This window comes from Mucilaginibacter rubeus, from assembly GCF_003286415.2.
Classification (GTDB): domain Bacteria; phylum Bacteroidota; class Bacteroidia; order Sphingobacteriales; family Sphingobacteriaceae; genus Mucilaginibacter; species Mucilaginibacter rubeus_A.
The window spans coordinates 187911-202218 of record NZ_CP043450.1 but is presented as its reverse complement, the minus strand read 5'-3'; the positions used below and the strand labels follow the sequence as shown (position 1 = coordinate 202218).

At 43.9% G+C, this 14308-nt stretch carries 13 protein-coding genes; 6 read left to right on the top strand and 7 right to left on the bottom strand.

Annotated elements, in window-relative coordinates:
* Nucleotides 1–13: 13 nt before the first annotated feature.
* The 7 genes from DEO27_RS00835 to argH all read right to left on the bottom strand — a co-directional run bounded on the left by DEO27_RS00835 (nucleotide 14) and on the right by argH (nucleotide 6459).
* Nucleotides 14–415: a helix-turn-helix domain-containing protein gene (locus DEO27_RS00835; protein ID WP_112572477.1), complete on the bottom strand. Its 402-nt coding sequence runs from the start codon at nucleotides 413–415 to the stop codon at nucleotides 14–16.
* Between the two features lie 9 nt (nucleotides 416–424).
* A complete protein-coding gene (locus tag DEO27_RS00830) occupies nucleotides 425–2059 on the bottom strand; it encodes an amidase (protein WP_112572479.1) in 1635 nt (544 codons plus the stop codon).
* 386 nt (nucleotides 2060–2445) lie between these two features.
* Nucleotides 2446–3144: a DUF1345 domain-containing protein gene (locus tag DEO27_RS00825; RefSeq protein WP_112572481.1), complete on the bottom strand. Its 699-nt coding sequence runs from the start codon at nucleotides 3142–3144 to the stop codon at nucleotides 2446–2448.
* A gap of 62 nt (nucleotides 3145–3206) precedes the next feature.
* A complete protein-coding gene (locus DEO27_RS00820) occupies nucleotides 3207–3410 on the bottom strand; it encodes a YwbE family protein (protein ID WP_112572483.1) in 204 nt (67 codons plus the stop codon).
* A 70-nt stretch (nucleotides 3411–3480) separates the two neighbouring features.
* Nucleotides 3481–3942, bottom strand: coding sequence for an HAD domain-containing protein (locus tag DEO27_RS00815; RefSeq protein WP_112572484.1), 462 nt, complete (start codon nucleotides 3940–3942; stop codon nucleotides 3481–3483).
* A gap of 39 nt (nucleotides 3943–3981) precedes the next feature.
* Nucleotides 3982–5079 (bottom strand): TlpA disulfide reductase family protein, encoded by a 1098-nt coding sequence (locus tag DEO27_RS00810; RefSeq protein ID WP_112572486.1) that lies wholly within the window; start codon nucleotides 5077–5079, stop codon nucleotides 3982–3984.
* 45 nt (nucleotides 5080–5124) lie between these two features.
* The gene (gene argH, locus DEO27_RS00805) at nucleotides 5125–6459 is read right to left on the bottom strand and encodes an argininosuccinate lyase (RefSeq protein WP_112572488.1); all 1335 of its coding nucleotides are present in this window, start codon (nucleotides 6457–6459) and stop codon (nucleotides 5125–5127) included.
* Nucleotides 6460–6759: 300 nt separating this feature from the next.
* On the opposite strand from argH, the gene DEO27_RS00800 reads away from it, so the two are divergent.
* From DEO27_RS00800 to DEO27_RS00775, 6 genes are all read left to right on the top strand, one after another.
* Nucleotides 6760–9429, top strand: a complete 2670-nt coding sequence (locus tag DEO27_RS00800; protein ID WP_112572490.1) for an alpha-L-rhamnosidase — start codon at nucleotides 6760–6762, stop codon at nucleotides 9427–9429.
* Between the two features lie 136 nt (nucleotides 9430–9565).
* Complete coding sequence (locus tag DEO27_RS00795; RefSeq protein WP_112572492.1) at nucleotides 9566–10210, top strand: START domain-containing protein; 645 nt, start codon at nucleotides 9566–9568, stop codon at nucleotides 10208–10210.
* A 333-nt stretch (nucleotides 10211–10543) separates the two neighbouring features.
* Nucleotides 10544–11284 carry a (Fe-S)-binding protein gene (locus tag DEO27_RS00790; RefSeq protein ID WP_112572494.1) on the top strand — a complete coding sequence of 247 codons (741 nt, stop codon included), beginning with the start codon at nucleotides 10544–10546 and terminating at the stop codon, nucleotides 11282–11284.
* Entirely contained in the window at nucleotides 11281–12669 is a 1389-nt protein-coding gene (locus tag DEO27_RS00785) for a lactate utilization protein B (protein WP_112572496.1), read from the top strand. The genes DEO27_RS00790 and DEO27_RS00785 overlap by 4 nt, the downstream gene beginning before the upstream one ends.
* Nucleotides 12666–13259 carry a lactate utilization protein C gene (locus DEO27_RS00780; RefSeq protein ID WP_112572498.1) on the top strand — a complete coding sequence of 198 codons (594 nt, stop codon included), beginning with the start codon at nucleotides 12666–12668 and terminating at the stop codon, nucleotides 13257–13259. The genes DEO27_RS00785 and DEO27_RS00780 overlap by 4 nt, the downstream gene beginning before the upstream one ends.
* 273 nt (nucleotides 13260–13532) lie before the next feature.
* Nucleotides 13533–14270: an SDR family oxidoreductase gene (locus tag DEO27_RS00775; protein WP_112572502.1), complete on the top strand. Its 738-nt coding sequence runs from the start codon at nucleotides 13533–13535 to the stop codon at nucleotides 14268–14270.
* Nucleotides 14271–14308: the final 38 nt, after the last annotated feature.

The window sequence follows — 14308 nt, the reverse complement described above, 5'->3', positions numbered from 1 at the left end:
TCACATCCCATGTTTACGGTTCAAGCTTAGCAATCAGCCATTGCTCGCGGTATTGCTTGGGGGTTACCCCTTCAAAACGTTTAAAGAATTTAGTAAAATTTGACGGATCGAAGGTAAGCCTGCCTGCTATTTCGGCTACGCTTACCTGATTTTCCTGTAGCATGGCTTTGGCAATTTCCATGATCTTTTCCTCGAAAAAGAAACAGGGATGCTTGCCGGTAGTAAGTTTGATGGTATTGCTTAAATGTGTAGGATGGATATGCATTTCATCGGCAAAATCACGGATCTCGTACATATCCAATACGCGCTTGTTCAGCACATCGTCAAGATGTTTGTCAACAGCCTTTAGATAGTCGGCAGTAATTTCATGCTGCCGGGCCAGTATTTTCTTCGGAACGGTAAGCGTTGCTTCCATAACGCAAAATTAAGCAAACAGATCGGGCTTAAACAACGGGGCAACCCGCTTTTTAGATGCCTGCTCATAAGCATATCCTAATTTAATGATCTCCCCCTCTTTATACGCCGTACTAAAAAACGATAAGCCAATTGGCAGACCATGCGCCAGTCCCATAGGTACCGTAATATGCGGATATCCCGCCATAGCAGCCGGCCCGGAAAAGCTGAAGCCATTATCATAATCACCATTTACCAGGTCAATACATACCGCCGGACCATTGGTAGTTCCTATAATCGCGTCAAGCTTGTATTTGGCCAGCATATCATCGATAATTTTACGCGTGCCTGCATTGGTTTGCTTAACCGCTTCAAGATATTCCTTACTGTTCAAATCGCCTTTGGCCTGGGCCTGCTCCAGAATTTCTTGTTTAAAAAATGGCATGGCTTTGGCCTCGTTCTGCTTATTAAAGGCAATCACATCAGCCAGCGTTTTTATTTTGCTGTTAGCATTAACAAAATATTGGTTAAGGCCGTCTTTAAATTCATAAAGCAGCACATTAAACTCACTATTATTGATGGTTTTCAGCTCTTTGTTCAATTCTATCTCCACTACCTCGGCTCCTTTGCTTTTCAGCGTTTTGATAGCTTCCTGCAATAAGGCCACAACAGCCGGATTATCATTTAATGCCGATTTTTCTATACCAAGCCGTTTGCCTTGTAAACCGTTGGCATCTAAAAATTTGGTATAGTCAGCCTCTACTTTGTCTTTGCTTCCAAGGGTTGCCAGGTCAAGCGTATCTATCCCGGTAAGTGCGCCGAGCAGTATGGCGGCATCTTTAACCGTACGCGTCATTGGGCCGGCGGTATCCTGAGTTTTAGAAATAGGAATTATTCCCGACCGGCTCCATAAACCTACCGTTGGTTTAATACCCACCAAGCCATTAACCGAAGCCGGCGAAACAATAGAGCCATTAGTTTCGGTGCCAATGCCTATCACGCAAAGGTTAGCTGCTACAGCCGTTCCCGTTCCGGCACTTGAACCGCTGGGGTTTCGGTCTAAAATATAAGGGTTTTTAGTTTGCCCTCCCCTGCTGCTCCAGGCGCTGGTTGAATGTGTAGACCGGAAATTTGCCCATTCGCTTAAATTGGTTTTGCCCAATATCACAGCTCCTGCCTCGCGAAGCTTATGCACTATAAAAGCATCCTGTTTGGCAAAATTATCGGCCAAAGCCAATGAACCTGCCGTGGTATGCATGTTATCGCCCGTATTAATATTGTCCTTGATGAGTACAGGTATGCCATGCAGCGGACCGCGTACTTTGCCTTTTTCCCTTTCCCTGTCCATGGCATCAGCCATATTCAAGGCATCTTTATTAAGCTCGATCACGGAGTTGAGCATAATACCCTTTTTATCAATCTGATCTATACGTTTCAGGTACAGTTCGGTGATGAGCCTTGAAGTAAACTGTTTGCTCTGCATTTTTTGCTGCAGATCAGTTATCGTTATTTCGCTCAGTTCAAATATATCGTCCTTACTGTTTTCGGCAGCAACAGTATCATCGGCTTTGCTCGTCGCAGATGGCTGATTGCAGGAAGCAGCTACCAAAGTAGATATCGTTAGCCCGGCCAGCGAGCCGGTTTTGAGGAAATTTCTTCTATGCATAAATGTTTAAAATAAAAGGCATTACAAGTAACAAAATATTTAACTACTTTGAAAATTGTGGAGGGTGGAGATAGTTAAATGTTACAATGAGAGGTTAAATACTCGGAGGCGCTCTGTATTCGAAATCTCCTGTCATTCTGAGCTATAGCGAAGAATCTTCTCTAATATGCAAAGTCGCAATACAGAGCGAAGAAGATCCTTCGTCCCTCAGGATGACAATAATTAAAAAGTGGGTGTCATGCTGAGCCTGTCGAAGCATGGTGGGCAGGGCCTCTGCGCGCACCCTTCGACAGGCCCAGCATGACGGCTCCTACTTTTGTCATTTCTCCTTCACAGACCAACAAATTTAAACCACTCAGGATGACATCAGTAATCCGCAGTCAACCTTACTTCGATATCATCCCCGATATCACATTAATACTCAAAGCTACTATAGCTGTATTAAAGGCGAAAGAAATTAAACCATGCAACCAGGCCAGGCGGCGGATAGACTGGGCCGAGATCTCGACATCGGATACCTGGAACGTCATGCCAATAACGAATGAGAAATAAACAAAATCGAGATAATCAGGCTCTTTCAGATCGCCCGGAAAATCAAGGCCGCCTAAGGGCTTTATTTTTTTATCGTCATCAGGATCGGTGGCGTAATACATGTGTGCGTATCGCAACGTAAAAATAGTATGCACCAGCCACCATGAAACAATTACCGACCCCATGGCCAGTAAAACCCTTGCTGTCACTATCTCATCCGACTGATTTTTAGTAGATATCAGCAAAAACACTATTGCCAGCAAGCTTGCCATTGAAGCCACTATCACAAACAAAAATATCAGCGTACGGCTCGAGTCCTCGATACTCGCTATCCTTCGGATCTCGGCCGGTTGGGCTGTCAGGATAATGATCCAGTCCATAATAATAATGCACATACCAAACGCTATCCAGGTTACCAAAGCAATTACCGGTGCCGAAAAATGCCCCCAGGAAAGAAATAGAGTTATCGCGGCAGCTCCCAACGAGATCAGGAGGCGGTGATGGGCGTCAAGACTAAAAAAAACTTTTGTTTTTGTTCTGGCTTTTTGAGACATATCATTTAGGCTACACGGTAAATATGCAGATGATTAGTGTAGATTAAATGAAGATACTAAACTTAATCTTCTTCCTCAACAATCCATGCCACACGGCCCACCTGTCCGTCATCCAGCTGCACTTTTATCCCGCGCGAGTGGTAAGCCGCACTGGTAAGCAATCGCTTCACAAAGCCGCGTGTAAGCGTACCGGTACGCTGATCTTTTTTAAGTATAATGTCAACCTCAAGGCCTGGGTATATATCGCTTCTGTTTTGTCCGTTCATGACCGTTGATTGTTTTTATTACGTTGATTGCGCTGATTTCACCTTTTTGATATTTCTGATTGGTTTGATTTCACCGATCTAACAGGATTGATAAAGTCTTTTGTTTTGCTTCGTCGTCAATTCCTTTAAATGGCTTTATGGTTACCCATCGCTGTGTTATCCATTCGGGCAGTTGGTTTATTGACGGATCATCATCAAGAATTACAAAATTTTCATCACAATTATCTTTTGCCCACACTTCAATCTCTTTTCCCCTTTCCCCCAGTTCGGCAAGAGATAGCTTGTTGTTTAACTTCGAAATACTATTTATAGCAATCCCTCTTAACTTAAATATCTCAAACCACTGTTGATTGGTGAAATTAATTCGATGTGTTGTAGTTAAAACCACAGCGGCATTTGTTTCTGCTAAGATATGTGCAAGATTATTGGCGGATTGTTTATCAAACCGCATAAATCCGTCTGCTTCCGATTCAACTTTTCGCCATGCAGGTTCGGTTACCAATACACCATCAATATCAAGCAAAATCACCATGGTTTTCAATTAAAGAACGTGCCCATATAATCGCAAATATCAATTTTTCGCGAGATAATCGGCTATAAAAGTTTTAACGCGCTCTTCGTTACCCTCATCGAAACCGTCTATCTTTTTTACTACTATATTTTTATTATTAACCAGGTATACCTGTGGCACAAATCCCAAATTGTATTGTACTTGCGCTTTTTGAAAAATTGGCCGAGGGATGATCAACTGCTGCCAAGGCATATCTTCAGCTTTCATAACCGTTAACCAATTTTCTTTTTTTTCATCTACTGACACGCTCACAAACCTTACATCATCTTTATTAAATTGAGCTGCAATTCGCTTCAAGGATGGGATTTCCTGGCGACATGGCCCGCACCAGCTCGCCCAAAATATCACCATATTTAGTTTTTTAGTATTATCTACCAGGTTTACCGGTTTTTCATCAACATCATTGAAAATGCTGTTCGCAAACTGACTTTTATTTGCAGGTTGATTGTCTATAAACTGCTTCAGTTTTCTACCATAGTAAGATGTTCTTGCGGCATCGCCAAAAGAGTTGTATAATTCTATTAATTGGGCATGTTCTACGTAAAATCTAAAATTATGCAATGCTGATAAACTCCAATATGAGTCGGGGTTTTCACTAATAATTTTTTTTATCCTTTCTGTCTGGGCAGCTCTCCTAACGCTGTCTTTACTTATGCGGATATAAGGCAACGTTATATTCTTTAAATACGACTCAGATTGCGATCCACCGTTCAGGATTGCCCCCTCAGTTTTAGAAAGATCAGCGGTTATTGTTGTCACTCCCGTCCCTACAACAAAATCAACGTACCTGGAATGATTTTTAGCAGGTTCATTCGGATTACCAACAGCTATATACTCTCTTTTCCCCTTTTCATCTTTATAACTTAAAGAAACAATATCAGCGAAGAAGGCGGTATCAGGCCGAAAGTTAAATTCAAATTTCCCATCAGTGACTTTGGCCGAATCGATGGATTTGCCTCCAATAGGAAATGTAGGTTTATAATAAACCCACTTGCTTTTAAGGCCTTTGATGTTGCCTCTGATAGTAACTGTATTATCTTGTTTACAGGAAACCAGGCCGATGAGCATCAGCAAAATGATGTAATAAGGTTTTTTCATTGGTTTAGTATCAGGGTTTTCAGAATTATCCTGATACTAAGATAACTATTCAACCAACCCTTTTATTGCCTGCTCTACTTTTCCGAAGTCAAAATTATTGATCAGCTTGTCGAAAGAAGCCGAGATTTGCTCATTACCCAAGTTACCAATGCTGCCTTCATGTGTATGGTTCACGGTTTTATCTGGATTAAAATCACCAGCTTCGATAGCTAAACCAACCTGTTTATAAGCATCACGGAATGGTGTGCCGCTCAGGGTTAAACGGTTCACTTCTTCTACGCTGAACAGGTATGCGTATTTAGCATCATTCAGGATATCTGTTTTAACGGTGATATTTTGCAGCATGAAGGTTGCCATTTGAAGGCAGTGTTTCAGGTCGGCAAAGGCAGGGAACAGTAGCTCTTTCAGCAACTGAAGTTCGCGGTGGTAGCCTGATGGCAGGTTGGTGGTCATCATGGCTACATCGGTAGGCAATGCCTGCAGGCGGTTACATTTGCCGCGCATAATTTCCCAAACATCCGGGTTCTTTTTATGCGGCATAATGCTGCTTCCGGTTGTCAACGCATCCGGATAGCTCACGAAAGAGAAATTCTGGCTCAGGTACAGGGTTTGATCCATAGCCATCTTAGCAAGCGTTGCCGCGATGGTTGATATAGCCTGCGCTATAATGCGCTCGGTTTTACCACGCCCCATCTGCGCATAAACTACGTTATAATTCAGGTTATCAAAACCTAAAAGCTGTGTAGTTAAGGTCCGGTTAAGCGGAAACGACGAGCCATAACCGGCAGCCGAACCCAGCGGATTTTTATTAGTAATGCGATAAGCAGCTAAAACCAATTCCAAATCATCAACCAAACTTTCGGCATAAGCACCAAACCACAAGCCAAATGATGATGGCATAGCTACCTGCAGGTGAGTATAACCCGGCAATAACACATCTTTATGTTTTTCACTCAGTTCGATAAGCTGGCGAAACAGAGTTTCGGTACTTTCAACAACTTCCTGTAGTTGGCTGCGGAAAAACAGTTTAAGATCTACCAAAACCTGGTCGTTACGGGAGCGGCCGCTATGGATCTTTTTACCGGCATCGCCAATGCGTTGGGTTAATAGCAACTCTACCTGCGAATGCACATCCTCAACATGTTCTTCAATTTTGAAGCCGCCTTGCGCGATATCGGCATAAATATTTTTCAACTCACGCTGAACAAGCTCCAGATCGTTGCTGTCCATCAGCCCTACGCTTTGCAGCATACGGGTGTGGGCCAACGATCCTAAAACATCAAACGCCGCCATTTGCTCATCAAATTCGCGGTCGCGACCAACAGTAAAGTTTTCAACCAGTTCGTTAACGTTGGTAGTTTTTTGCCAAAGCTTGCTCATGGTGCAAATGTATAAATTTGTGTATTTATGTGCGTTATTGTGTATTATTTAATGTCACCACCGCTCGGCGCCAACAAACTGGCAGCGTGAATTTGTCTGAACCAGAATTTTTGAAATTAATTGAATTCTCAGAATTACAGCAAAATGGATGATTCGATAAATTCAAAAAATTTGTTTAATTCGAGTTCAGACAATAAGACAGTTCAGGATGCCAATGCCAATCTATCCGGTTAACATTGTTGATTGCGACAACATTTCATAGCCTTTGGCCAATATTGTATAAACCGCTATCTTAACCACATGAAACACCCTTTACGTAAGCCATTGCTTTGCATTGCCTTATTATGCTGCTCTTTTTCGGTAACACAAGCCCAAACGCCGGGGGCTGCAGGTCTTAAATCCGAATATCTTGTAAACCCCATAGGTATCGACAATGCGCATCCCCGCTTAACCTGGTTAATGAACGATAAAGCACAGGGTGCAGCCCAAAGTGCTTATCAGCTTTATGTAGGTACCGATTCAGTTGCTGTTTCAACAGGCCAAGGCAACGCGTGGACCACCACCAAAATAGCTTCATCAAATAACCTTGCCGTTTATAGTGGTCAACAACTAAAACCTTTTACTAAATATTACTGGAAGGTTCAGCTTTGGGATAAGACTGGTAAAAAGCTTACCGCATCGCCGGTAGCCAGTTTTGAAACCGGTATGATGAACATGCAAAACTGGAAGGGCTCATGGATTAGCGATAACAAAGGGATAGCGGTTAACCCTGCCCCCTATTTCCGCAATACATTTAAGGTAGCTAAACAAATTCGCTCGGCAAGGGCTTATATCGCTGTCGCGGGTTTATATGAACTTTATCTAAACGGTAAAAAGATCGGCAATCACAGGCTTGATCCAATGTATACCCGGTTTGACAGGCGTACGCTTTACGTATCTTATGACGTTACAGCACAATTACAAAACGGCAAAAATGCGGTTGGCGTATTATTAGGTAACGGCTGGTATAACCACCAGAGTACCGCCGTGTGGTTTTTTCACCAGGCGCCATGGCGCGGTCGTCCGGCATTTTGTATGGATTTGCGCATAACCTACGCCGATGGCACCGTTGAAACTGTAAAATCAGGTACAGACTGGAAAACATCACTCAGCCCCGTCGTTTTCAACAGTATTTACACTGCCGAGCATTATGACGGCAGGCTGGAACAACCGGGTTGGAATACCGCCAACTTTGACGATAGTAAATGGAAACCTGTCATTAACCGTTCGGCGCCTTCTATGAATATTGTATCGCAGGCTATGCAGCCTATCCGCGCGGTTGATACCATCAGCACTAAAAGCATTACCAAACTCGACAGTGATGTTTGGGTATTTGATATGGGCCGAAATATTTCGGGTGTAAGCCAAATTACGGTTAAAGGCGATTCGGGTACGGTGATCCGCCTTAAACATGCTGAAAGACTAAATAAGAATGGACACGTTGACCAATCAAACATCGATTTGCACTACCGCCCTACCGATGATAAAGATCCTTTCCAAACTGATATTTTCATTTTAGGCGGCAAAGGCCAGGAAACCTTTTCGCCGCGCTTCAATTACAAAGGTTTTCAATATATCGAGGTAAGCGCCAGCAAACCTATCCAGATTGGTAAGGACAACATCAAAGCGTTTTTTATGCACAGCGATGTGGAGCCTATTGGTACCGTTAAAGCATCTAACCAAACTATTAACCAAATCTGGACTGCCACTAACAATAGCTACTTAAGTAACCTGTTCGGTTACCCAACCGACTGCCCACAGCGTGAAAAGAATGGCTGGACAGGCGACGCGCACATCGCCAGCGAAACGGGTTTATACAATTTTGATGGCATCACAGTTTATGAAAAATGGCTGGCCGATCATCGCGACGAGCAGCAGCCCAACGGCGTTTTGCCATCTATTATCCCAACCGGTGGCTGGGGCTACGAATGGGGTAACGGCCCCGATTGGACAAGCACCATCGCCATTATTCCGTATAATATTTATTTGTTTTATGGCGATAGTAAGCTATTGGCCGATAGTTATAACGCCATCGAAAAATATGTGAACCACATTGATGAACTTTACCCAAGCGGTCTCACCACCTGGGGCCTGGGCGATTGGGTACCGGTAAAATCAGTTTCGCCGGTTGAGTTAACTTCATCGGTTTATTACTATACCGATGCCAGCATATTGGCCAAAGCCGCTAAAATATTAGGCAAACAGGCCGACTATATAAAATACTCGGCATTGGCCAACAAGATTAAAAACGCTATCAATGCTAAATATTTAGATACCACAACCGGTATTTACGGCAAAGGCTTACAAACAGAACTAAGCGTACCACTTTACTGGGGAGTTGTGCCCGAAAACATGAAAAGTAAAGTCGCGGCCAATTTGGCAAAACGTGTTGAGGCCGATAATTTCCATCTGGATGTAGGCATATTAGGAGCCAAAGCTATCTTAAGCGCACTAAGCGATAATGGCTACCCGGATGTAGCTTACAAAATAGCATCGCAGGAAACCTTCCCTTCATGGGGCTGGTGGATGGTAAACGGAGCTACTACCCTGTATGAAAACTGGCAGATAGATGCCAAATCCGATATTTCCCTTAACCACATCATGTTTGGCGAAATTGGCGCATGGCTTTACAAAGGCATTGCAGGCATTCATCCGGATGCCGAGCATCCTGGTTTTAAAAATGTATTGCTGCAACCGCATTTTGTACCTGGCTTAAATGAATTTACTGCTACTCACAAAGGCCCTTACGGTAACATTGTTTCATCATGGCAACGTACCGCCAGCGGAGTAACTTATAAAGTGACCGTGCCTGCAAACTCAAGTGCCACCATTACCTTCCCGGCGGGTAAAGTTTATCTTGCAGGCAAGGCGATCAACAACCCAGCATTGTACAAAATAAACGCGGGCAGTTATGTATTCGAGGTAAAATAATATTACCAGAAATGCCATAGCATTTTCATATTTTAATATCTGCACATATCAAATGACCATTTACTGACAGGCCGGGGCAACCCCGGCCTGTTTTTGTATATAAATTTGTCACACCTTATTTACAGTCACTTATACCATGCGCAGGATATTATCTATCATCGTTTTATTATTTATTGCCAAATTTGCCGTGGCAGGACCTGAAGAGCCATGGTCGCTAAGCACCGACAAGGAAGGCATCAGGGTTTATACCCGGCACATTCCCGATTCAAAGATCAAAGCCATTAAAGTAGAATGTACCGTTAATGCTACCGCGGCCCAGTTGGTAGCTGTACTAATGGATATTAAAACCTGCAGCGAGTGGGTTTATCATACCAAATCGGCCACTGTTATTAAAGAAGTATCTCCCTCAGATATATATTATTACTCGGAGGTAAATATTCCATGGCCGGTGCATAACCGCGACTTTGTGGCGCATTTAAAAGTAACCCAAGATCCCAAAACCAAAGTAGTTACTATCGATGCGCCGGTCATCTCAAACATGGTACCTGCCAAAGATGGCATTGTGAGGGTTGAAAACTCAACCGGCAGATGGGTTATTACCCCCATTGACAGTGCCCATGTGAGCATTATTTACACACTACATCTTGATCCCGGAGGCTCGGTACCAGCCTGGCTTATTAATATGTTTGCTGCGCAAGGCCCTACAGAAAGCTTTAAAGGATTAAAAAAACAACTTCAGAAACCTGCTTATAAGGATGTGAAGTTATCGTATGTGCAGTAAGTTCCTCCGTACCCTACTTCTTAATCCAACCGTCATTGCGAGGCACGAAGCAATCCCAAACTATACAGAGCCGCTCTACTAATCGGGGATTGCTTCGTGCCTCGCAATGACGTGGTGGTATATACGGGTCCCAAATCCCGGCTCAGACAATTCTCCCTTTTCTGCAAATAAACGTCAACATTTTGCAAATAAAATTGAAAACTCGTATCACACTTAGCTGTACTTTCGGTGTTTAGTGTATAACCGTTTAATTTGCCTACAGGATACCAAAGGATAGTTGTGCAAATTATAAACGCTAATATTGCTTTAACCAATAAAGTAAACGTGTAAACGATGAGAGTTGCCTTGTTTGTTCCTTGCTATGTTGACCAGTTTTATCCCAAAGCGGCCATTGCCACGCTGGAGTTACTGGAGAAACTTGGCTGTGAGGTCCATTACCCCAAAAATCAAACCTGCTGCGGACAGCCGATGGCCAATTCGGGCTATGAGCATTTAACCGGCGGTTGCAATAATTTATTTGTCGATAATTTTGCGGGATACGATTATATCGTTTGTCCCTCGGGGAGTTGTACTCTGCACATCAAAGAGCATTTACATGCTGATGGGAAAGAGGAACAGGCAACGGAGATCCGCAAAAAGGTTTATGAGCTTACCGAATTTTTGGTTGATATATTACGGGTGAAACAACTGTCGGCCAGTTTCCCTTACCGGGTTGGCTTGCACCAAAGCTGCCACGGCTTGCGTGGTTTGCGCATAGCCCAGATGAGCGAACTGGTTGCGGAACCTTTCAGCAAACCGGCCCAACTACTTGATATGGTTAACGGACTTGAACTGGTACCGTTAAGCCGCCAGGACGATTGCTGCGGCTTCGGCGGAACATTCTGCGTGGTTGAGGAAGCTGTATCGGCCAAAATGGGTAAAGACCGCGTGGCCGATCACGTATCACACGGGGCACAATACATCACCTCGGCCGATCTTTCATGCCTTATGCACCTCGAAGGTATTTTACGCCGCCAAAACAGCGATGTTAAAGTAATTCACGTGGCCGAAATTTTAAACCACAGCATGCAATGAGTACTACCACTACCAAAGATCACCCGCATTTAGCTGCCGACTTTAACCGCGATGAACCCCGTGTAAACTGGCACGATGAAACCCTGTGGTGGGTACGCGCCAAAAGGGATATTGCCGCGCATAAACTCCCCGAATGGGAATTACTGCGTGAAACGGCATCGCAAATAAAATTTAACGTACTCTCAAACTTAAGCACCTACCTGGAGCAGTTTGAGGCCAACGCCACTAAAAATGGCATCATAGTACATTGGGCTGCCGATGCTGCAGAGCATAACCAGATTGTACACAGCCTGCTTGAGCAACGCGGTATTACCAAAATGGTAAAAAGTAAATCGATGCTTACCGAGGAATGCCATTTGAACGACTACCTGAAAGACCATGGCATCGACGTAATTGATTCCGACCTTGGCGAACGCATTGTACAATTGGCCAATGAACCGCCAAGCCACATCGTGCTGCCGTGTATCCACAAAAAGAAAGAAGAGATAGGCGATATTTTTCACGAGCATTTAGGTTCGGCCAAAGGCGAATCGGATCCTAAAATATTGACGGAAACGGCCCGCCAGCATCTGCGCGAGGTATTTTTAACCCGTCGCGCGGCACTTACGGGTGTTAACTTCGCCGTTGCGGAAACCGGCGAATTTGTGATTTGCACCAATGAGGGCAATGCCGATATGGGGGCGCACCTGGCCGAGATCCATATTGCCTCGATGGGTATTGAAAAACTCATTCCCGAAAGAAAGCACCTGGGTGTATTTTTGCGCCTGCTTACCCGCAGCGCCACCGGACAGCCAATTACAACCTATTCGAGCCATTTTAGCAAGCCGCAGGATGGCAGCGAAATTCATATTATTATTGTTGATAACGGTCGCAGCATCCAACTGGGTCGTGAGGAATTCCGCAACTCATTAAAATGTATCCGTTGTGGAGCCTGTATGAACACCTGCCCGGTTTATCGTAAAAGCGGTGGGCATAGTTATCATACAGCCGTTGCCGGGCCAATTGGTTCTATCCTGGCCCCTAACCTGGATATGAAAAAATATGCCGATCTGCCCTTTGCCTCTACCCTTTGCGGTTCGTGCAGTAATGTATGCCCGGTAAAGATTGATATTCATGATCAGTTGTATAAATGGCGGCAGGTTATAGTGAAGGAGGGATATTCGCCTAAAGCAAAAACTATGGCCATGAAAGCCATGGCTTTAACGCTGGCATCGCCGACACTATACCGTATGGGCGGCAAAACCGGTCGACTGGTATTTAAATATGCCCCATTCGCGGTAAACAATAAATTAAACCCCTGGTATAACCAAAGAGAAATGCCTAAAGCACCCGACGAATCATTTGGCGAGTGGTATGCCAAAAGGAAAGGAGCAAAAAACTCATGAGCCGCGAAAAAATATTAGCCGCTGTAAAATTTAATCAGCCAGCAGCTTTGCCTCTGCCTGATATGGAGGTATTGAATACGTTAACCGATGTCAGAACGGACCTGGTATCAAAATACAAAACCATAGCTACAGCAGGCGGCAGCTTTGTTTACGAGGTGAATGGTTTTGACGAGATCAAAGCCATCATCAATAATGAATTTAAACCAGGGGTGAAGATCATATCGGCCCTTGATGAGCTGAGCGATTACATTTATGCCGAAACCGTAAAACACGAAGACGGCCACAACTTTGCCGATGTGGAACTAACGGTACTTCGCACCAAACTTGGCGTTGCCGAAAACGGCGCACTTTGGCTCACCGAAAAGGATATGGGCAGCCGGGTATTACCTTTTATTGCCCAGCATCTGGCAGTTGTGATTGGCAAAGATAATTTTGTGCCTACCATGGCCCAGGCCTACCAGGTCATTGGCGCGGCCGATTACGGCTATGGCGCATTTATTTCCGGTCCTTCAAAAACGGCTGATATTGAGCAATCATTAGTTATCGGTGCCCACGGGCCGAGGAGTTTATCGGTGTTTATACTTTCGTAAAAGGCTTTTTCAAAACATCCCAAAAACTCATGTCATTCCGAGCGAAGCGTGGCAATCTCGTAGCTAATGCATGTTCGATTTGCATAGCTACGAGATTGCTTCGTCGTTCCTCCTCGCAATGACATAGTTTTCTAACAATTGTACTCGTCCAATCGAGCGCAAACTCCCCTCCGTCCTTAAAAACCAAGTATTTACAACAATGACAGAAAGATGATAAAAAAATATACCAATCGGTATATTTTTGTCTTGTCGAAATTAATAACACTCAACAAAATGAAAAACTCACAAAATACAGTACTTATTACCGGCGGCAGTGCCGGCATAGGTTTTGAAATTGCAAAACAACTATCAGCTAAAAATAACCATGTAATTATAGTTGGCCGTAACCAGGAACGTTTGGATAAAGCAGCGGCCCAATTGCAAAACGTAACTGCTATTAAAGCCGATATATCAAATGCAGGTGATGTAGAAGCGTTAACCGCAAAACTGACTAAAGATTTCCCTCAATTGAACGTAGTGATCAATAACGCCGGTGCAGCATCAATCAACGACCTGCTTACTACGCCTAATGTTTTCGAAAACGCGCAAGCAGAAATGTTTACCAACTATATTTCAGTTATCCGTTTAAATGAAAAATTGTTGCCTGTTTTACAACAACAAAGCGAAGCTGCCATCGTAAACGTATCATCAATAGTTGCATTTTTGCCAGGTAAACAAACCTCTACCTATTCGGCAAGTAAAGCTGCTTTACACTCATATACCATCTCGTTAAGGGTAGCTTTAGAAGATACCAATGTTAAAGTATTTGAATTGATGCCACCATTGGTTGATACCGAATTTTCGGCAGAGATTGGTGGTCATAACGGTATCCCAGCTTCACAGGTTGCTGATGAGTTTATTGCCGGTTTTGAAAGCAATAACTTCGAAATCCGTGTTGGTGGTACCGAGCCATTTTACCGCTTGTTCCTGTCAAACCCAGCCGAAGCCCTGAAAGCCCTTCACCAGAGATAATTCTCTGGCTTAATTTTTTTACCCTAAAAAAATACCGA

Excerpts from the sequence above, each read along its gene's own strand:
- argH (WP_112572488.1), bottom strand. The coding sequence starts at position 6,459 with ATGAGCAAGCTTTGGCAAAAAACTACCAACGTTAACGAACTGGTTGAA.
- DEO27_RS00785 (WP_112572496.1), top strand. The coding sequence starts at position 11,281 with ATGAGTACTACCACTACCAAAGATCACCCGCATTTAGCTGCCGACTTT.
- DEO27_RS00775 (WP_112572502.1), top strand. The coding sequence starts at position 13,533 with ATGAAAAACTCACAAAATACAGTACTTATTACCGGCGGCAGTGCCGGC.
- DEO27_RS00800 (WP_112572490.1), top strand. The coding sequence starts at position 6,760 with ATGAAACACCCTTTACGTAAGCCATTGCTTTGCATTGCCTTATTATGC.
- DEO27_RS00820 (WP_112572483.1), bottom strand. The coding sequence starts at position 3,410 with ATGAACGGACAAAACAGAAGCGATATATACCCAGGCCTTGAGGTTGAC.
- DEO27_RS00810 (WP_112572486.1), bottom strand. The coding sequence starts at position 5,079 with ATGAAAAAACCTTATTACATCATTTTGCTGATGCTCATCGGCCTGGTT.
- DEO27_RS00790 (WP_112572494.1), top strand. The coding sequence starts at position 10,544 with ATGAGAGTTGCCTTGTTTGTTCCTTGCTATGTTGACCAGTTTTATCCC.
- DEO27_RS00780 (WP_112572498.1), top strand. The coding sequence starts at position 12,666 with ATGAGCCGCGAAAAAATATTAGCCGCTGTAAAATTTAATCAGCCAGCA.
- DEO27_RS00825 (WP_112572481.1), bottom strand. The coding sequence starts at position 3,144 with ATGTCTCAAAAAGCCAGAACAAAAACAAAAGTTTTTTTTAGTCTTGAC.
- DEO27_RS00830 (WP_112572479.1), bottom strand. The coding sequence starts at position 2,059 with ATGCATAGAAGAAATTTCCTCAAAACCGGCTCGCTGGCCGGGCTAACG.
- DEO27_RS00815 (WP_112572484.1), bottom strand. The coding sequence starts at position 3,942 with ATGGTGATTTTGCTTGATATTGATGGTGTATTGGTAACCGAACCTGCA.
- DEO27_RS00795 (WP_112572492.1), top strand. The coding sequence starts at position 9,566 with ATGCGCAGGATATTATCTATCATCGTTTTATTATTTATTGCCAAATTT.
- DEO27_RS00835 (WP_112572477.1), bottom strand. The coding sequence starts at position 415 with ATGGAAGCAACGCTTACCGTTCCGAAGAAAATACTGGCCCGGCAGCAT.